Below are 18,403 nucleotides of genomic sequence, written 5' to 3'. Positions count from 1 at the left end.
CGATGCGATCTGACACGGAGTTCACCGCCCTGGCCGAGCCGTTCCGGCCGGAGCTGCTCGCCCACTGCTACCGGATGCTCGGCTCGATCCACGAGGCCGAGGACCTCGTCCAGGAGACCTACCTGCGCGCGTGGCGCGCCTTCGACCGGTTCGAGGGCCGCTCCTCCCTGCGCCGCTGGCTGTACGCGATCGCCACCCGGACCTGCCTGTCGGCGCTGGAGACGCGGCCGCGGCGGCCGGTGCCGTCCGGGCTGGGCGCCCCGTCCGACGACCACCGGGCGCCCCTCGCCCCCGACGAGCCGGCAGTGCCGTGGCTCCAGCCCGCACCGGACGCGCTGCTGGGCGGCGACGACCCGGCGGCCGTGGTCGCCGGACGCACCGGGGTGCGGCTCGCCCTCATCGCCGCGCTCCAACTGCTGCCCGCCCGGCAGCGCGCGGTGCTGACGCTGCGCGACGTGCTGGCGTTCCGGACCGCCGAGGTCGCCGAAATGCTCGACACCACGTCCGCCGCCGTCGACGGCGCCCTCCGCCGCGCCCGCACCCGCCTCGCCAAGGCCGGCCCGGTCGAGGAAGACCTCGCCGAGCCCGACGAGGACGCCCGCCGCGCGCTGCTCGACGCCTACGTCGATGCGTTCGCGCGGGCCGATGCGACCGCACTCGTGAACCTCCTGCGGGCCGACGTCGAACTGGAGATGCCGCCGACCCCGACCTGGTTCACCGGACGGGACGCGGTGCTGGGATTCCTGTCCGCAGGCGTCCTGCAACCGGGCCTATGGCACATGGCCCCCAGCCGCGCCAACGGCCAGCCCGCCTGCGTCGTCCACCGGCGCTCCGGCGCCGGCCGCTACGAGGCGTACGGCGTCCAGGTCCTCACCCTGATCGGGGGCCGCATCGCCCGGATCACGTCCTTCAACGACCCGAGCCTGGTCCCGACGTTCGGCCTCGCCCCCGCGCTCGAAACCACCCGATGACACAGAAGGAGAGCGGCAGCATGCCGACCATCACCGACAAGGCAGTACTGATCACCGGAGCCAACCGCGGAATCGGCCGTGCACTGGTCGACGAAGCACTGCGCAGAGGCGCGCGACAGGTGTACGCCGGCGCGCGCGTCCCCCAGCAGCACCCGGACGAGCGGGTCACACCGCTGACGCTGGACGTCACGGACCCGGAGCAGATCCGGCGGGCGGCCGAAGCGGTCGACTCGCTCGACCTCCTCATCAACAACGCCGGGGTCGCGATCTACGACGACCTGACCGACCTGTCCGTCCTGGAAAGGCACTTCGCCGTCAACCTCTATGGCACCCACCGCGTCGTCGAGGCGTTCCTGCCCCTGTTGTCCGACGCCAAGGGCGCCATCGCCAACAACCTGTCGGTGAACAGCCTCGCCGCGTTCCCGCTGGTCCCGGCCTACTCGATCTCCAAGGCCGCCGCGTTCTCCCTGACGCAGTCGCTGCGCACCCTCCTCGGCGCACGCGGCGTGACGGTGCACGCCGTCCTGACGGGAATCGTGGACACCGACATGTCGCGCGGGGTGGAGATGCCCAAGGCGTCGCCCGAGTCCGTCGCACGCGCCATCTTCGACGGCCTGGAGAAGGACGAGGAGGACATCTTCCCGGACCCGATGGCAGAAGCGATCGCCGCCGGCTGGCACAGCAGCCCGGTCAAGGCCCTCGAACACCAACTCGCCGGCTTCGCGCAAGGGGCATCCTCCTGACCACCGATGATTTCCACCCCCGAACACGGTCTACCTGTACGCACGTCGAACCGTGAATCTCGGAGGAGCCCATGACCGCGAAGGCACTGCCGCCCGTCGTCGACGCCGAGACCTGGCAACGCCACCTCGCCGACCTGCGCGCCCGCGAGAAGGCCGCGACCCGTGAACTCGACGCGATCGCCGCCCAGCGCCGCCGCATGCCGATGGTCGAGATGCCCGAGTACACCCTCGAAGGCGAGGAGGGTCCTGTCACCCTCGCCGACATCTTCGACGGCAGACCCCAGCTGATCGTCTACAACCACATGTGGTTCCCCGGCAAGACCTGGCAGTGCCCGGGCTGCACGGGGTTCACCTCGCAGTTCACCCGGCTGGAGTTCCTGGACGCCTACGACGCCCGGTTCGTCATCGTCACCCAGGGCCCGATCGACGAGGCCCTCGCCTACAAGCGCCGGGTCGGCAACAAGATGACCTGGTACTCCACGGCGAACAGCCCGTTCGGCACCGACGTGGGCGCCCCGCCCGGCGGCGGCTTCGCGGTCAACGTCTTCCTGCGTGACGGCGACACCGTCTACCGCACCTGGCACACCGGCGGCCGCGGCACTGAGCAGCTCAGCCACACGTTCCCGCTCATCGACGTCCTCCCGTACGGCCGCCAGGAAGAATGGCAGGACGTCCCCGAAGGCTGGCCCCAGTCCCCCACCTACAGCCGCTGGCCCAGCAGCAAAGACATAGCCACCCACTACGGCGAGGACACCTGAAACGGGACCGGTCCCGGCCGCGCAGGCGGCCGGGACCGGGGAAATCAGTCGGCGCAGATCGCGTAAACGCTGATGCCGACGTCGTTGTAGCCGATCTGGCGGCCGAGCGCGATCCAGCCGCGCCCGTCCGGCGTCGGGAACGACCCGACGAGGATGGCGCCGTTGCCCTGAGCCTCTCCGCCACCTCCGAGCACGTGCTTGCCGCCCGGGCAGTAGACGGTCCGCCGCTGGAAGTTGGGGACGTTGGCGTTGGGCAGCGTCACGATCTGGTAGCCCGCCGGAAGCTCGGCGACCCGCGCCGGAGCCCCAGCGCTCTGCGCACTGGCAACGCCGGCGGACGCCAGACAGGTCGCCGCAGCGGTCACGGCCAGGGCCACCGCGGTGGTCTTCAAGGACGGCATGTGCTCTCCTCCGATGATGTTCTCCGCCACCGTCCGCACTCGCAGCACAGATGCACTGAAGGCCAGACGACGGGAAGGCAAAGACGCGAACACAAAGAGTGTCACTAGAAACACAGAGAGTATCTATAGCCCAACGCACTCAGCCGATAACGGAGAGCGTCGAACGTCAATTACGGAGGGTATTTAACGCAGCCAGAACCTCGTCACCTGCCGTAACGCCCGCACGCAGAAAGCCCACTGGCCTCGTCCGGCCATCCGCTTGCAGGCCCCCCAGACGCCGAGCCACCACCCCAATCACACCGCCTCCCGCCCAACACGGCGTCAGCTCTAGCCGCAGCCGAACCGGATGACCTTGGCGGGCGGGATGCCCCGGTGCCAGTCAGCGGACTTGTGGGGACAGCTACCGTACGGTCCTGGCCTTGCTCGTAAACAGAAGGTCAGGGACTTAAGCGCCCTCGCTGGCATAGAGATTGTCGCAACTGCGTACCATCACGCACGTGGACGCTGACGAGCTTCGGCAGGACGGGACGCGGAAGCGCGCCCGCTTCATTACGGGTGACAACGCTAATCCCGCGCCGCCAGGACAGAAGCGACCACCGCGAGACCGAAAGCCATCTGCCCAGTGGTGGACCCGCAAGAGGCTTCAAGAGCTGACCGAGAAGCACCCGGAGCAGTTCGCCGTTCTACTTCGCAAGTCTCCTGAGATTCGAGAAGCCCTACGGCGATACGGAGGAGCAAAACGGCAGTGAGCAACTAGGTTACTTCCAGCCAAGTGAACTAGGGTGCCAGGACGCTGCAACGACCCTGGTATCTCCGCGAGCCGGGACAGTTATCCACGCGAGAGGCTTGCTCACTGTTAGCGTGAACGAGCATCCCGAACCGGCCACGGCGAGTGCCCAAGCTTGCCAACCCGGCGCTATCTTGTCCGTGAGACTCGTAGCGGACGTTCGACAGACAAGGGGGCCGATGCGCCAAGGGGCTGCCCGATCTAGACTCAGACGGTGGAGTATGAGACTTGGTTCGGGCACGACACGGAAATCAAACCGAAGGACCCGGAGCAACCGCTTCTCGGTTGCGAAGGGAAGAACGTACAGGTGGTTCGTTTCAGCCCGATGTTCGCCCACGCCGTACCCGCTGGCTCCAGCACGCCAATATGTGGTTCAATCCCACGGACGTTCTTTCCGTATGGCTGCACCTGGACGGATCCCGCCCCCGAGATGGTGAAGGTGGATCGCTGCACCACGTGCCGCGAAAAGTGTCCGGTTTGATCAAGTTGAGAAATGTGCGCGGAATGGCTTTTCGCGCCGCTAGATGGCGGGCTCGCCGAATGCGTGCCGAACTTCGATGGCACAGGAGGAGAATCGGCAGGTCACAGCGGTTTGGCGATGGGACCGTAAATCCGTCTGAGCCGCCCGGTGCTTATCTCGCTCTAAACGGGCGCTGTGCCCGGTAGCTCCTCAGTGGAGGACGTGGGTGCCGTCGTGTTGGCGGATGGGGACCGCCGGATGCTCGGCCAAGGCGTCTTGGACTCGAATGGCGAAGGCTTCGTCGGCCAGCTCGGCGACCTCGTCGGCGGTTACCCAGCGGAAGGCGGAGGTCTCGTCGGACTCTCGGAGGGAGCCGGCCTCGGCCTTGCAACGGAAGACCAGGGCCACGATGCCGCGGGTCATGTTCTTGTAGACGCCGGTCAGGGCGATCGGCGTCACGTCCAGGCCGGTCTCCTCCTGGACCTCGCGGCGAAGGCCCGTGATGATGTCCTCGTCCTGCTCCAGGACGCCACCGGGCGCCTCCCAGTGGCCGTTGTCGCGGCGCTGGATCAGGAGGGCTCGACCCTGGTCGTCGACGACGACCCCCGCCACGCTGACGGAGTGGCGGCTGTCGGGCATTTCGTAAGCTCCTCTGGCCAGGTCCGGCTACTAGACTCAACGCTAGTACACGTATGTACGAGTTGAGGAGTTGGCCGCGCGTGGGTGAGCTGGGGTTGCCAGAGCTGGATCCGACGAGCGACCGGCCGGTCTTCAAGCAGATCGCGGATCATCTGCGGGCGGCAATCGACAGCAAGGAGCTCTCCCCTGGCGAGAAACTCCCTTCGGAGAGCCAGCTGATTACGCACTACGACGTGGCCAGGATGACAGTGCGCCACGCTCTCCAGATTCTGCAGAGCGAGGGGCTGACCGTCGCCGAGCACGGCAAGGGTGTCTTTGTTCGGTCCCGGTCACCAGTACGGAGGCTGGCCTCCGACCGCTTTGCTCGTCATCATCGCGAAAAAGGCAAGGCCGCCTTCATCGCCGAGGCCGAGGAGGCCGGCGGCAAGCCGTCGGTCGACTCCATCACCGTTACGGAGAGCCCGCCATCGCCAGAAGTCGCGTCGAAGCTTGGCCTCGCGAGTGATGAACTGGTCATCGTCCGGGCGCGCCGGTATCTGCTCAACGGACACCCTGTGGAGATGGCCACCTCGTACATTCCAGCCTCGATCGCTCGTGACTCGCAGATCGCGCAGCCCAACAGCGGCCCCGGCGGGATCTACGCCCGCCTGGAGGAGCTCGGCCACCTCCTTGACCACTTCACCGAGGAGATCCGGGCCCGGATGCCGCTTCGCGATGAGGCCCGGGCGCTGAAGCTCGCGCCCGGGATGCCGGTGTTCCACCTGGTTCGCACGGCCTATGACCAGGCCGGACGACCGGTCGAGGTTTGCGACACGATCATGTCGAGTGACGCGTACGTCCTCTCCTACGAGCTCCCAGCTCGATAGCGCTTGACTTGTCTAGATGAGTTGTGTCACCGTCCAGACATCTCCTCTAGACGTCTAGGGGTGATTCGTGAAGGCCGGCCCGTCACTTCAGCTTCTCTCTCGGCGCCTAGGAGACCCCAGTCGTGAACGATCTCGACCCGCAATGCGCACCGGACGGTTCCTGGCGCACCGCCGCTCTGGCTTTGGTGAAGGCGCTGAAGGGGCGGGGCCTGGACGTCCAGGTGTACGAGCACGGTGCGGTGCGGGTGAGCAACCCGGCCGGTGAACCCGACCCCGAGGATCCGCGTGGGGGGTTGATGCATCCGGGCATGCGGCAAGAGGTGCTGTGCCGTCACCACGAGGGCGCGTTGTGGTGGTTGTGGGTGTGGACGGGGCCGACCCGGCAGTCTCCACCGGAGCTGGAGCCGTTGTGCCCAGCGGCAGAGACGGATAGGGCAGCGGAACGGATCGCGCGGGTCTTGGCGGTGCCGTTCTCGGGCTCTTCGGGCGACTCGTAATGGACGCGGTCCGGGTCGTCCTCCCGGCCGGCTTAAGCGGGCGTCCGGTCGCTGCGCAGATCGAGCGCGAGTTCCCCGGTGTCTGCGCCTGGTACGGCCAAGCCACCGGATCATGGTGGGCGATGGTCTGGGCGCGTGGTGTCCCTCGGCTCGTCGAAGCGCCGAGCCCTCAGGGACTGAGGGATGCGATCGTCAACGCGGGGCTCCCGAGACCCTCCGGGTGAGGGTGCGGGCTCTCTCTGCGGGCTAATGGCATGGTGATGGCACGAGACCCCGTTTCCTCATCTGGAAACGGGGTCTTTGGATGGTGGGCGCGGACGGTTTCGAACCGCCGACTCCTCGCTTGTAAGGCGAGTGCTCTACCCCTGAGCTACGCGCCCGCGTGCTCGTGACCCGGGAAAGCGTACCCGGTTCGGTGGGGCGGGCGCGAAACGGTCAGGAGGCGGGGGCCAGGCGGGTGAGGGCGGCGGCGAGGCGGTCGGCGGACGGGTCGGTGAGGTTGCCGAGGAGTTTGAGGGCGAAGCGCATCAGGGCCGGGCTGGTGATGCCGGCGCGGGTGGCGGCGCGCATGACGGCGGGGTTCTCGATGGCGCGGGCGAAGGCGCGGCCGAGGGTGAAGGGGCGGCCGTTCGCCTGGCGGATCGCGGACGGGTAGGTGTAGAGGATGCGTTCGCGCTGGCCGGGAGTGGGGGCGGCGAGGGCGGTCGTGATGGTCTCGGCGGCGATGCGGGCGGCTTCGAGCGCGTAGGCGATGCCCTCGCCGTTGGACGGGTTGATCATGCCTCCGGAGTCGCCGGTGAGCAGGAGGCCGGGCAGGTAGTGGGGGCGGCGGGAGTAGCCCATGGGGAGGGCGGCGCCGTGGAGGGGGGATGTGGCGTTCTCTTCGGTGAAGCCCCAGTCCGGGGGTGTGCGGGCTAGCCAGTCGTCCAGGAGGCGGCGGCAGTCGGCGTGGGCGGTGCGGAGGAGGGCGACGCCGACGTTGCAGGTGCCGTCGCCCATTCCGAAGACCCAGCCGTATCCGGCGGGGACGAGGTCGAGCCAGGCTTCGAGGTACGGGTCGTCGTGGCGGGGGCTGCGGTAGTAGCGGCGGGCGGCGGTGCCGATGGGGCGGTCGCGGCGGGGGTGCAGGCCGAGGGCGACGGAGAGGCGGGACGAGGCGCCGTCGGCGGCGATGACGATGGGCGCGCGGTGCTCGCCGGCGTCGGTGCGGACGCCGGTGACGCGGCCCGTCCGGTCGCGGATGGGGGCGGTGACCTTGGTGTTCTGCGAGAGGGTCGCTCCGGCCGCGACGGCGTGGCGGGCGAGGATGTCGTCGAAGTCGTGGCGGGTGCGGGTCAGGCCGAAGGGCGGGTACCCGGTGTCGGGCCAGGGCAGTTCGAGGAGGCGGTCGCCGGCGATCAGGCGGAGGCCGCGGTTGCGGAACCAGCCGGGTGCGTCGATGTCGACGCCGAGGTCGTGGAGTTCGCGGACGGCGCGGGGCGTGAGGCCGTCGCCGCAGACCTTCTCGCGGGGGAAGGCGCTCTTCTCCAGGACGCGGACGTCGAGTCCGGAGCGGGCGAGGTGGCAGGCGGCTGCCGAGCCGGCCGGTCCGGCTCCGACCACGATGACGTCGGGCATGCCGACATCGTGCCCCGGCGGCCCGTTCCGAATCAGGCGCCGTGGTCGAGGTGGCGGTTGAACCAGTCGGCGGCCTGCATGGTGACCTCCTCCAGTGCGCCCGGTTCCTCGAACAGGTGGGTCGCGCCGGAGACGATGTGCAGCTCGGCGATGTCCAACCGCTGCCGGGCCTGTTCGTTGAGGCGCAGCACCTCCGGGTCGGCGCCGCCGACGATCAGCAGGACGGGCGCGCGGACGCGGGGCAGCGACGGGCCGGCGAGGTCGGGACGGCCGCCCCGCGACACGACGGCGCCGACGTCGGGGCGGGCGGCCGCGGCGGCGAGCGCGGCGGCGGCGCCGGTGCTGGCGCCGAACAGGCCGATCCGCAGGCCGGCGGTGTGCGGTGCGGACTCCAGTCCTTCGGCGAGCGCGTCGACGGTGCCGATCAGCCGCATCGTCAACAGCTCGATGTCGAAGCGGAGCTCGGCGGTGACCCGGTCGACCTGGTCCTCCTGCTCGGTGAGCAGGTCCAGCAGCAGCGTGCCGATCCCAGCGGCGTTCAGCCCCTCGGCGACCGCGCGGTTGCGCGGACTGTGCCGGGAGCTGCCGCTGCCGTGCGCGAACACCACCATGCCGGCGGGGTCGTCCGGGATCGCCAGGTCGCCGTTCAGCTCGGCGTCGGCGAGCTTCAGCGTGATCATGTGTTGGGGGGTTCGGCGCTGATGTCGGCGAGCGCCGAGCGCTCGTCGCGCTGCACCGCGAGGTCGCCGATCGACACCATCCCGATCGGACGGTCGCCGTCCACGACCGGCAGCCGCCGGACGGCGTGCCGGCGCATCAGCCGGACGGCCTCGTCGGCGTCCTGCTCCGGCGCCACCGTGACCATGTTGGTGCTGCAGATGTCGCCGACCGTGGTGTCCCCGACGTCCCGCTGGACGGCGACGGCGCGGACCACGATGTCGCGGTCGGTGACCAGCCCCCGCAGGCGCCCCTCGTGCACCACCAGCACGTCGCCGATGCCGTGCCGGCGCATCAGGTCGCTGACGGTGACCAGCGTGGTGTCCGGGGACACCGCCACCGGCACCGGCGTCATCACTTCGTTCACTCTCTGGGCCATGCGCGCGCCTCCCCTCCGGGGGCTCGCCTACCCAGCGCAAGCCGGGATATGTCCGGCGCTCCGGCCGGGGGTCAGGACGAGGAGTCCGGGCCCTCCTGCTCGGCGAGGAACCGCTCGAACTGCGCGCCGAGCTCGTCGGCGGTCGGCATGTCCTGGGACTCGGCGAGCAGGCTGTCGCGCTCGGCGGCGCCGGCGAACGCGTCGTACTGCTGCTCCAGCGCCCGCACGACCTTCTCCACCTCGGCGTTGCCGTCGACCTGCTCGGCGATGTCGGCGTCGGTGGCGGCGGCGGCCTCGCGAAGCCGCTCGACCGGCAGCTCCAGCCCGGTCGCGGAGACGATCTGCTCGAGGGCGGCGACCGCGGCGGCCGGATAGGCGGACTGGGCCAGGTAGTGCGGGACGTGCACCGCCAGGCCGAGCGCGTCGCGTCCCGCCTCGCCGAGCCGCAGCTCCAGCAGCCCGGCGGCGCTGCCGGGCACCTGCACCTTGTCGAACCAGGTGTTGCGGGTGATCAGCTCGGGCCGGGTGGCGTGCGAGGTCACCCCGACGGGACGGGTGTGCGGCACGCCCATCGGGATGCCGTGGAACCCGACGACCAGCCCCACGTCCAGCCGCTTCACCAGATGCAGGACGGACTGGGTGAAGCCCTCCCAGAGCCGGTCGGGCTCCGGCCCGGACAGCATCAGGAACGGGCTCCCGGCCTCGTCCTGGAGCAGCCGCACCACCAGCTCGGGCGCGTCGTAGGACGCCCAGTGGTCGCGGTCGAAGGTCATCGTCGGGCGCCGGGCCCGGTAGTCGATCAGCGAGTCGACGTCGAAGCGGGCGATGACGCGGTGCTCCAAGGCCTCCAGCAGGTGCTCGCGCACCAGCTGCCCGGTGGATCCGGCGTCCACGAAGCCGTCGAGGCTGTGCAGCAGCACCGGGCCGGTCATCTCCGGCAGGTCGGTGTCCAGCTCGTACAGATCCTCAGGGTTCAGCAACTTCTCCCCCACCTCTTCATGTCTCGTCTTAACACTAGGACATGGAGAGGTGAATCCCTTTCCCGACTGTGATCGCGACCTCATTCGGGGTGCCGCGGATCACAGGAAGACTCGGCTGGCGAGGAAGTCCTCGGGTTCGAGGGTGGTGAGGGCGGCGCGGTCGACCTCGCCTGCGGCGGCGAGGAGCCGGTTGGCGTGGCGCAGGCGCGCGCGCTCGATCGCGTTGCGGACGGACCGGGCGTTGGCGAAGCGCGGCTGGACGCGGCGCCTGTCCAGGTAGTCGCGGAAGACGGGTTCGGTCTGCGGGGCCAGGACGTACCCCTCGCGCCGCATCATCAGGTGCCCGATCGCCTCCAGCTCGTCCGGCTTGTAGTCGGGGAAGTCGATGTGGTGGGCGATGCGGGAGCTCATACCGGGGTTGGACGCGAAGAAGGAGTCCATCCGGTCCTTGTAGCCGGCCAAGACGACGACGAGGTCGTCCCGCTGGTTCTCCATGACCTGCAGGAGGATCTCGATGGCCTCCTGCCCGTAGTCGCGCTCGTTCTCGGCCCGGTACAGGTAGTACGCCTCGTCGATGAACAGGACGCCGCCCATCGCGCGCTTGAGGACCTCCTTGGTCTTCGGCGCGGTGTGGCCGACGTACTGGCCTACGAGGTCGTCGCGGGTGACGGAGACCAGGTGGCCCTTGCGGATGTAGCCGAGCCGGTGGAGCAGCTCGGCGAGCCTCACCGCGACGGTCGTCTTGCCGGTTCCGGGGCTGCCTGTGAAGCACATGTGCAGGTTGGGGCGTGCGGAGTCGATGCCGAAGCGCGCGCGGACGCGGTCCACGAGCAGCAGCGCGGCGATCTCCCGGATGCGGGTCTTCACCGGGGCGAGGCCGACGAGTTCGGCGTCGAGGGCGTCGAGGACCTCGTCGGCGTGCGAGTCGGCGCGCTCCTGCGCGAGGTCGACGCGGGCATCCGGCGGCAGCGGGGCCGGCGGGGCCGGCTCCCCGGCGGCGGGAGCCTGGGGTGGGGCCGCCGGGGAGCCGTTTTCGGAGGGCCTCATGCCGAAGCCGGGACGGTCGCTCAACGCGCGTCTCCGTAGCGCTCGCCTTCGGGACGGTCCGTCGCGTAGGAGTGCAGCGTGTAGCGGATGCGCCGGTCGGAGGTCTCCTCGCGGTCGAGGCGGAAGCCGGGCTCGACGGGCGGCCGCTGGACGATGAACTGCAGCGCCGTGGTCTGCCGCCCGTAGTGCGCGTCGTAGGCGTTCAGCCGGACGTAGTGGTTCGGGTACGCCTTGCGGCATTCCTTCACCTCGTACAGGACGCCGGCGGGGTCGGCGAGGTCGAACATGGGCAGCCCCCACATGTCCCAGTAGGCGTTGCGCGGGTGCGGGTCGTCGGTGAACTCGACGGAGCAGGGCCAGCCCTGGTCGAGGGCGTAGGCGATCTGCTTGGTGATCTCGTCGTCGGTCAGCTCGGGCAGGTAGGAGAAGGTGCCTTGGGTGATCCGCATGTCACACGCTCACAGGGGTCTCGACGACGTCGGGGGTGTCGGTCGACTCGTAGGTGAAGGTGATGTCGCCCCAGGTGGACAGGGCGATGTCCAGCTCGCGGCTGTTCTTGGCGGCGGCGCGCAGGATGTCGGAGCCCTCGGCGAGGTAGTCGCGGCCCTCGTTGCGCGCCTTGATCATCGCTTCGAGCGCGACGCGGTTGGCGGTGGCGCCGGCGGCGATGCCCATCGGGTGGCCGATCGTCCCGCCGCCGAACTGCAGGATCGAGTCCTCGCCGAGGTAGTGCAGGAGCTGGTGCATCTGGCCGGCGTGGATGCCGCCGGACGCGACCGGCATGCAGCCCGGCAGCGACGCCCAGTCCTGGTCGAAGTACAGGCCCTTCACCGGGTCGGCGGCCACGTGGTCGAGGCGGAGCGTGTCGTAGTAGCCGCGGACGCTGTTCGGGTCGCCCTCCAGCTTCCCGACGACCGTCCCCGCGTGGATGTGGTCGACGCCGGCGAGCCGCATCCACTTGGCGATGACGCGGAAGTTCACGCCGTGGTTCTTCTGCCGCGTGTACGTCGAGTGCCCGGCGCGGTGCAGGTGCAGGATCATGCCGTTGCGGCGCGCCCACTTGGCCATCGACTGGATCGCCGTATAGCCGATCGTCAGGTCGATCATGACGATGACGCTGCCGAGGTCCTTGGCGAACTCGGCGCGCTCGTACATGTCCTCCATGGTCGCGGCGGTGACGTTGAGGTAGTGGCCCTTGACCTCGCCCGTCGCGGCCTGCGCCCGGTTCACGCCCTCCATGCAGTACAGGAACCGGTCGCGCCAGCGCATGAACGGCTGGGAGTTGATGTTCTCGTCATCCTTGGTGAAGTCGAGGCCGCCGCGCAGGGCCTCGTAGACGACGCGCCCGTAGTTGCGGGCGGACAGGCCGAGCTTCGGCTTGACGGTCGCGCCGAGCAGCGGGCGCCCGAACTTGCCCAGGTACTCGCGCTCCATGACGATGCCGTGCGCGGGCCCCTGGAACGTCTTGACGTAGTGGGTCGGGATCCGCATGTCCTCAAGGCGCAGCGCCTTCAGCGCCTTGAACCCGAAGACGTTCCCGATGATGGACGACGTCAGGTTCGCGATCGACCCCTCCTCGAACAGGTCGAGGTCGTAGGCGATGTAGGCGATGAACTGGTTCTCCTGGCCCGGGACGGGCTCCACCCTGTAGCACTTGGCCTGGTAGTTCTCGTACGAGGTGAGCCGGTCGGTCCACACGACCGTCCAGGTGGCGGTGGACGACTCCCCCGCGACGGCCGCGCCGGCCTCCTCCGGCGGGACGCCCGGCTGCGGCGTGATCCGGAACGCGGCGAGGACGTCGCTGTCCTTCGGCTCGTAGTCGGGCTTCCAGTAGCCCATCTCCGCATAGGGGATCACGCCCGCCGACCATCTGCCCGAACTCATCCGCCGCTCTCCTTCGCGTGGGAGGCGGGACGCGGCGGCTCCGTCCCGCGAAAGGACGGCATGCCCAGGGGAATGGGGCCGGAGCGCCGCGTCCCGGCCACGTGGAACCGTGACGGCTCGAGCTTCGCCTTCCGACACTTGCGCTGTCCATCAAGTGTTCTACGGTGACCATCAAGTATTCGCTTGAATCAGGAGGCCGGACGTGACGGAGGCACGGCTGCGGACGTTCGTCGCGCTCGCCGACACCGGGTCCGTGCGGGCGGCGGCGCTGCGGCTGTACGTGACGGAGTCGGCGGTGTCGGCGGCGGTGTCCGCGCTGACGCGTGACCTGGGCGTCCCGCTCGTCCGGCGGGTGGGGCGCGGCGTCCGGCTGACCCCGGCCGGGACCGTCTACGCGGGGTACGCGCGGCAGGTGCTCGGGCTGCTGGAGGAGGGGCGGGCGGCGGCGCGCGGCGCGGCCGATCCCGGCCGCGGGCCGCTGCGGCTGGCGGCGGTGACGACGGCCGCCGACCAGATCCTTCCCGAGCTGCTCGCCTCGTTCCGGACGCGCTGGCCCGACGTCGAGCTGACCCTGGAGGTCGGGCATCGGCGGCAGGTGTGGAGCAGCCTGGCCGCGCACGAGGCCGACCTCGTGCTGGCGGGCCGTCCGCCGGCCGACGCCGCCGCGACCGTGCTGGCGACGCGTCCGAACGAGCTGGTCGTGGTCGGCGCGCCGGACGTCGCGGACGGGTTCGCGCCCGCCCGCACGCCGTGGGTGATGCGCGAGCCCGGGTCGGGGACGCGGGCGTCCGCGGACGCCTACCTGGCCGAGCTGGAGGTCGCGCCGCCCCGGCTCGTCCTCGGCTCGAACGGCGCGGTGATCGCGGGCGCGGCGGCCGGGCTCGGGGTCGCGCTGGTGTCGCGGGACGCGGTCGGCGCCGAGCTGGCCGCGGGACGGCTGGTGGCGATCGACGCGCCCGGGATGCCGCTCGACCGCCCATGGCACGCGGTGGCGGGCGCCGTGCCGACTCCGACGACGCTGCTGTTCGTCCGGCACCTGCTGGACGCGCCGGGCTGGCTGCCCCCGGCTAGGGCAGGCTCCACAGGGGTACCGACAGCAGGATGAGGCTGACGCCGATGAGCGCGACCGCCACGGACCGCCCGCCGTCGCCGCCGCCGGGCACCAGCGCGGGTCGCAGCACGCCGGCCAGCGCCCAGCACAGGGAGATCGTGGCGACCGCGTCCATCGCCACGGCGAGCCCGATCACGCCACCATCTCCCCTCGTAGGGACCAAGACTAGGGCATACGCGGGAATGAAAGGCGCCTGCCGCGTTTGGAGTGCAGTCGCTCACATCGACGGCGGGGCGGGCCCCCGACGGGCCGCCGACAGGACAGAATCGGGTTCGGTACAGATCCGTGCCCCGGGACCGGGAGAGGCGCAGCCATGACCACCGACCGCCCGTACGACATCGTGCTGTTCGGCGCCACCGGGTTCACCGGCGCCCTGACCGCCGAGTACCTGGCCGCGCACGCCGACCCGGGCACCCGCTGGGCGCTGGCCGGCCGCAACCAGGCCAAGCTCGCGGCCGTCCGCGACCGCGCCGCCGCGATCGACCCCGCCTGCGCCGACCTCCCGCTGCTGCACGCCGACACCTCCGACCCGTCCTCCGTCGAGGAGATGGCGCGGTCGGCCAAGGTCGTCATCACGACGGTCGGCCCGTACGTCCAGTACGGCGAGCCCCTCGTCGCGGCGTGCGCGCGCGCCGGGACCGACTACGTCGACCTCACCGGCGAGCCGACCTTCGTCGACCGGATGTACCTCAAGTACCACGACGAGGCGGTCCGCAGCGGCGCCCGCATCATCCACGCCTGCGGCTTCGACTCGATCCCGCACGACCTCGGCGCCTACTTCACCGTGAAGCAGCTGCCCGAGGGCGTCCCGCTGCACGTCGAGGGGTTCCTGCGCGTGCACGGCGACGCGTCGGGCGGCACGATCGCCTCCGCGGTCGGCATCTTCGCCGACATGACCGGCATGATGCGCGCCGAGCGCGAGCGGCGCCGCGCCGAGGGCCGGCCGGAGGGCCGGAAGGTCCGGATCTCCCGGCGGCCCGCGCCGAAGGCGCGCGTCGGGGGCGGCTGGACGCTCCCGCTGCCGACCATCGACCCGCAGATCGTCACCCGCTCCGCCGCCGCCCTCGACCGGTACGGCCCGGACTTCTCCTACGGCCACTACCTCGCGGTCAAGCGGCTGCCCACGGCCGCCGGGATGGCGGTCGGCTCCGGCGCCCTGCTCGCGCTCGCGCAGCTACCGCCAACCCGGTCGCTGCTGCTGCGGCTCCGCGCGCCGGGCGAGGGGCCGTCCGCCGAGCGGCGCGCCCGCAACTGGTTCAGCGTGAAGTTCGTCGGCGAGGGCGGCGGGAAGCGGGTCGTGACCGAGGTCGCGGGCGGCGACCCGGGCTACGGCGAGACCGCGAAGATGCTCGCGCAGTCCGCGCTGTGCCTCGTCCACGACGACCTGCCGAAGACGTCCGGGCAGGTCACCACGGCCGCCGCGATGGGCGACGCGCTGATCGCCAGGCTCACCGCCGCCGGGATCACCTTCCGCGTCCTCACCTAGCCCCGCCTCCGTTGACTTGCGGCGTGTCGGCCTTAAAAGCCGCCGCTTAAGGCCGACACGCCGCAAGTCAACGCGTTCGGCGGGCGGCGCCGGGGACGGGGATGACCGCCTCGACGGTCGTGCCGACCCCGGGACGGCTGGTGACGGTGACGCGACCGCCCAGTAGCTCGGCGCGTTCCCGCATGCCGCGCAGGCCGTAGGAGTCGGTGCGCCGGGTCCGCTCCGCGCGCGCGCCCTGCGCGAACACGTCGCGTACGGAGAACCCCGTGCCGTCGTCGGTGACCTTCAGCAGGACGCGGTCGGTCGCGTGCTCCAGCAGCAGGTCCACGCAGGTCGCCGACGCGTGCCGCAGGCTGTTGCCGACCGCCTCCTGGGCGATCCGGTACAGCGCGGTCTGCACGTGGTCGGGCAGTTCCTCCTCCAGCTCGCCCTCCACGGTCACGCTGACGTCGATCACGCCGGACGGCCCCGGGCCGTCGCCCGCCTCGCGGGCGAGCGTCGCCAGCGCCGCCGACAGGCCGAGGTCGTCCAGCACCGGCGGCCGCAGCCCGCCGATCGCCGCCCGCGTCTCCGCCGCCGCCAGCTCGCACAGCTTCCGCGCGACCATGATCTGCGCGAGCCCCTCCGGGTGGTGCTCGGGCAGCGCCCGCTCGGCCGCCGACAGGTGGAAGCCCAGGCTGGCCAGCCGCTGCGCGATCCCGTCGTGGATCTCCCGGCTCAGCCGGGACCGCTCGGCCTCCTGCGCCTCCACGGCCCGCTCGGCGAACCGCTCGGCGGCGTGCTCGCGCTCCCGGGCCGCCCGCAGCCGCCGGCACGAGCACAGCACCGGCGCGAACAGCTCCGCCAGCGCGGTCACCAGCGCGACGTCGTCGTCCGGGCACGGGCCCGCGGACCGGACGTCCACCACCGCGATCGTGGTGTTCCCGCTGCGGACGGGGACCGCGACGCCTCGTCCGTCCGTGTGCGCGCGGGCGCGGCCGTGCGCGGCGACCCAGCCGACGTCACCCTCCCCCAGCGGGACGGCCGGGCCCGACCATTCGAGCGCGCGCTCCTCGTCGTCCAGTACGTACACGTCACAGAACGTCAGCGCGCGCGCCGAGCGGACGACCAGCCCTGCCAGTTCCTCGGCCATCCGTGGCAGCTCCCGGTCCGAGCAGGCCACAGCCACGATCCGGACGAGCAGGTCGTTGCCGCGCCCGGCGAGCAGCTCCGCCGGAGCGGGCGGCGACGCCGTCACCGGAACAGCCCCTCGCGCAGCGCGACCGCGATCGCCGCGGACCTATCGGTCACCTCGAGCTTGCGGTACAGCGCCCGCAGGTGGCTCTTCACCGTCTCCTCGCTCAGCACCAGCCGGGCCGCGATCGCCTTGTTCGACAGCCCGCCGACCAGCAGCGACAGCACCTCGCTCTCGCGCTGTGTGAGCCCGCGGTTCGCGCCGGGCCAGAACTCGCCGCGGGTCAGCCGCGCCGCCGTCACCGCCATCCGGCCGGCGAGCGTCGGGTCGACGACCGTCTCGCCCTGCGCGACCTCCTCCAGGCGCCGCACCAGCTCCGGGCCGTCCACCCGTTTCAGCAGGTAGCCGCCCGCCCCGGCGCGCAGCGCCTCGAAGACGTACTGCTCGTCGTCGTAGACCGACAGGAACACCACCCGCGCCTCCGGGACGCGGCCGGTGAGCAGCCGGCACAGGTCGAGGCCGCTCTCCGGGCCGAGCCGCACGTCCAGCAGGACGACGTCGGGCCGCAGCATGGTGACCAGCCGGGTGGCCTCCGCCCCCGTCCCGGCCTGCCCGACGACGCGCACCCGGCCCGCGAACCCGGCCAGCATCGCCTGCAGTCCGGCGAGGATCATCTCGTGGTCGTCCACCAGGACGACGCGTACGGGGGCGCCCATTCCGGCACGATAACAACCCCAAGCTACTCACCAGTAGCCCCGGCGGGGCCGGGCCTCCCGCCCACTTCACCCCCGCTCTCCCCCGACCGGGGGACGCCGCCGCCGCGCGACCGGCCTACTCTCCCAGTCGAAAACCGGATTCCGCAGGACGGAGGAGCCAGGTGCCCCATCGGATCGTGCATATGCTCCGGGCGCGCGGGGCGGGCCGCCGCCCCGTCATGCTCGCCATCGCCGGGGACAGCGCGGCGGGCAAGACCACACTGACCAGGGGGCTTGTGCGGTGCCTGGGGGCCGACCGGATGACGGCGGTCTGCGTCGACGACTACCACCGCTACGACCGCGCCGAACGGGCCGGCAAGCCGTTCACGGCGCTGCACCCCGACTGCAACCACATCGACGTCATGGAGCAGCACCTCCAGCTGCTGTCGATGGGCGAGCCGATCCTGAAGCCCGTCTACGACCACGCCACCGGCGAGCTCGTCCGGCCGGAACTCGTCGAGCCGCGCGACTTCGTGATCGTCGAGGGCCTGCTCCCCCTCCACACCCGGCTCGCCCGCGCGTGCTTCGACATCACCGTCTACCTGGACCCGCCCGAGCCGCTCCGGCACTCCTGGAAGGTCCGCCGCGACTGCGACAAGCGCGGCTACAGCCCCGAGCAGGTCATGGCCGAACTCGCCCGCCGCGAGCCGGAGAGCGCCGCCTACATCCGGCCGCAGCGCAAGTACGCCGACATCGTGGTGCGGTTCGCGCCCGTCGCCGGCCGCCTCGACCCACCCGGCACGCCCCTGTCGGCCGAGCTGCTGCTGCGCCCGACGATCGACCACCCCGAGCTCGCCGACGTCCTGGAGGGCACCCCCGGCGACGCCGACAAGCTCCTGCACCTGCGGCTGCACCGCGACGACGACGGCCGCCCCGTCGACGCCCTGCACGTCCACGGCTACGTCTCGCCCGAGGAGTCCCAGGTCGTGAAGAAGGCCATCTGGGAGCGGCTCGGCGCGCGCGCGGGAGAGGTCCTGCCCGACCCCGACGCCCTCGGCCGCCTCGGCGACGCCGCCACCAGCGACCCGCTGGCCATCACCCAGCTGCTGCTGCTCTACCACCTGCTCGACGCCGACCACCGCCAGGCGGCCTAGAGACCCCGCGGGCGCGCGGGGAGGCCCCGAGGCTCGG

20 protein-coding genes and 1 tRNA gene are annotated in these 18,403 nt (G+C 71.1%); 8 read left to right on the top strand and 13 right to left on the bottom strand.

Annotation, left to right across the window (positions count from 1 at the left end):
• Positions 1–2 precede the first annotated feature (2 nt).
• The 3 genes from J4709_RS17335 (at position 3) to J4709_RS17325 (ending at position 2,472) form a co-directional block, all read left to right on the top strand.
• Positions 3–971, top strand: coding sequence for an RNA polymerase subunit sigma-70 (locus J4709_RS17335; RefSeq protein ID WP_208241915.1), 969 nt, complete (start codon positions 3–5; stop codon positions 969–971).
• Positions 972–991: 20 nt separating this feature from the next.
• The gene (locus tag J4709_RS17330) at positions 992–1,714 is read left to right on the top strand and encodes an SDR family NAD(P)-dependent oxidoreductase (protein WP_208241913.1); all 723 of its coding nucleotides are present in this window, start codon (positions 992–994) and stop codon (positions 1,712–1,714) included.
• Positions 1,715–1,785: 71 nt separating this feature from the next.
• Complete coding sequence (locus tag J4709_RS17325; protein WP_232383624.1) at positions 1,786–2,472, top strand: DUF899 domain-containing protein; 687 nt, start codon at positions 1,786–1,788, stop codon at positions 2,470–2,472.
• Between the two features lie 44 nt (positions 2,473–2,516).
• Here J4709_RS17325 and J4709_RS17320 read toward each other — a convergent pair whose 3' ends face one another.
• Complete coding sequence (locus J4709_RS17320; protein WP_208241911.1) at positions 2,517–2,873, bottom strand: hypothetical protein; 357 nt, start codon at positions 2,871–2,873, stop codon at positions 2,517–2,519.
• A gap of 1,457 nt (positions 2,874–4,330) precedes the next feature.
• Complete coding sequence (locus tag J4709_RS17315) at positions 4,331–4,759, bottom strand: NUDIX hydrolase (protein ID WP_208241910.1); 429 nt, start codon at positions 4,757–4,759, stop codon at positions 4,331–4,333.
• A gap of 80 nt (positions 4,760–4,839) precedes the next feature.
• Here J4709_RS17315 and J4709_RS17310 point away from each other — a divergent pair, with 80 nt between their 5' ends.
• The gene (locus tag J4709_RS17310; protein ID WP_208241908.1) at positions 4,840–5,625 is read left to right on the top strand and encodes a GntR family transcriptional regulator; all 786 of its coding nucleotides are present in this window, start codon (positions 4,840–4,842) and stop codon (positions 5,623–5,625) included.
• A 122-nt stretch (positions 5,626–5,747) separates the two neighbouring features.
• Positions 5,748–6,122 carry a hypothetical protein gene (locus J4709_RS17305; protein ID WP_208241906.1) on the top strand — a complete coding sequence of 125 codons (375 nt, stop codon included), beginning with the start codon at positions 5,748–5,750 and terminating at the stop codon, positions 6,120–6,122.
• A 305-nt stretch (positions 6,123–6,427) separates the two neighbouring features.
• Here the strand turns inward: J4709_RS17305 and J4709_RS17300 are convergent.
• From J4709_RS17300 to J4709_RS17265, 8 genes are all read right to left on the bottom strand, one after another.
• Positions 6,428–6,502, bottom strand: a tRNA-Val gene (locus J4709_RS17300).
• A 55-nt stretch (positions 6,503–6,557) separates the two neighbouring features.
• Complete coding sequence (locus J4709_RS17295) at positions 6,558–7,739, bottom strand: geranylgeranyl reductase family protein (protein ID WP_208241904.1); 1,182 nt, start codon at positions 7,737–7,739, stop codon at positions 6,558–6,560.
• 32 nt (positions 7,740–7,771) lie between these two features.
• Positions 7,772–8,419: a dienelactone hydrolase family protein gene (locus J4709_RS17290; RefSeq protein ID WP_208241902.1), complete on the bottom strand. Its 648-nt coding sequence runs from the start codon at positions 8,417–8,419 to the stop codon at positions 7,772–7,774.
• Positions 8,416–8,835, bottom strand: coding sequence for a CBS domain-containing protein (locus J4709_RS17285; protein WP_208241900.1), 420 nt, complete (start codon positions 8,833–8,835; stop codon positions 8,416–8,418). The genes J4709_RS17290 and J4709_RS17285 overlap by 4 nt, the downstream gene beginning before the upstream one ends.
• A gap of 71 nt (positions 8,836–8,906) precedes the next feature.
• The gene (locus J4709_RS17280; protein WP_208241898.1) at positions 8,907–9,815 is read right to left on the bottom strand and encodes a proteasome assembly chaperone family protein; all 909 of its coding nucleotides are present in this window, start codon (positions 9,813–9,815) and stop codon (positions 8,907–8,909) included.
• A 99-nt stretch (positions 9,816–9,914) separates the two neighbouring features.
• Positions 9,915–10,862, bottom strand: a complete 948-nt coding sequence (gene cbbX / locus J4709_RS17275) for a CbbX protein (RefSeq protein ID WP_232383623.1) — start codon at positions 10,860–10,862, stop codon at positions 9,915–9,917.
• A gap of 20 nt (positions 10,863–10,882) precedes the next feature.
• Entirely contained in the window at positions 10,883–11,311 is a 429-nt protein-coding gene (locus J4709_RS17270) for a ribulose bisphosphate carboxylase small subunit (RefSeq protein WP_208241894.1), read from the bottom strand.
• Position 11,312: 1 nt separating this feature from the next.
• Positions 11,313–12,746 (bottom strand): form I ribulose bisphosphate carboxylase large subunit, encoded by a 1,434-nt coding sequence (locus tag J4709_RS17265; protein ID WP_208241892.1) that lies wholly within the window; start codon positions 12,744–12,746, stop codon positions 11,313–11,315.
• A 202-nt stretch (positions 12,747–12,948) separates the two neighbouring features.
• Between J4709_RS17265 and J4709_RS17260 the strand changes: the two genes are divergently transcribed.
• A complete protein-coding gene (locus J4709_RS17260) occupies positions 12,949–13,851 on the top strand; it encodes a LysR family transcriptional regulator (RefSeq protein ID WP_208241891.1) in 903 nt (300 codons plus the stop codon).
• Here J4709_RS17260 and J4709_RS17255 read toward each other — a convergent pair.
• Positions 13,814–13,993 (bottom strand): hypothetical protein, encoded by a 180-nt coding sequence (locus tag J4709_RS17255; protein WP_208241890.1) that lies wholly within the window; start codon positions 13,991–13,993, stop codon positions 13,814–13,816. The two genes, J4709_RS17260 and J4709_RS17255, sit on opposite strands and share 38 nt — an antisense overlap.
• Positions 13,994–14,170: 177 nt before the next feature.
• Between J4709_RS17255 and J4709_RS17250 the strand changes: the two genes are divergently transcribed.
• Positions 14,171–15,343 (top strand): saccharopine dehydrogenase family protein, encoded by a 1,173-nt coding sequence (locus J4709_RS17250; RefSeq protein WP_208241889.1) that lies wholly within the window; start codon positions 14,171–14,173, stop codon positions 15,341–15,343.
• A gap of 67 nt (positions 15,344–15,410) precedes the next feature.
• Here J4709_RS17250 and J4709_RS17245 read toward each other — a convergent pair whose 3' ends face one another.
• Both J4709_RS17245 and J4709_RS17240 read right to left on the bottom strand, forming a co-directional pair.
• A complete protein-coding gene (locus J4709_RS17245; protein ID WP_307801310.1) occupies positions 15,411–16,580 on the bottom strand; it encodes a GAF domain-containing sensor histidine kinase in 1,170 nt (389 codons plus the stop codon).
• Positions 16,577–17,233 (bottom strand): response regulator, encoded by a 657-nt coding sequence (locus J4709_RS17240; protein ID WP_208241888.1) that lies wholly within the window; start codon positions 17,231–17,233, stop codon positions 16,577–16,579. The genes J4709_RS17245 and J4709_RS17240 overlap by 4 nt, the downstream gene beginning before the upstream one ends.
• Positions 17,234–17,415: 182 nt before the next feature.
• Here J4709_RS17240 and J4709_RS17235 point away from each other — a divergent pair, with 182 nt between their 5' ends.
• Positions 17,416–18,366: a phosphoribulokinase gene (locus tag J4709_RS17235; protein WP_208241887.1), complete on the top strand. Its 951-nt coding sequence runs from the start codon at positions 17,416–17,418 to the stop codon at positions 18,364–18,366.
• Positions 18,367–18,403 lie beyond the last annotated feature (37 nt).

Origin of the sequence: Actinomadura violacea (genome assembly GCF_017573465.1) — a bacterium.
GTDB lineage: Bacteria > Actinomycetota > Actinomycetes > Streptosporangiales > Streptosporangiaceae > Spirillospora > Spirillospora violacea.
Note: the sequence above shows the minus strand (reverse complement) of the source record. Positions and strands in the feature narration are given on the sequence as shown.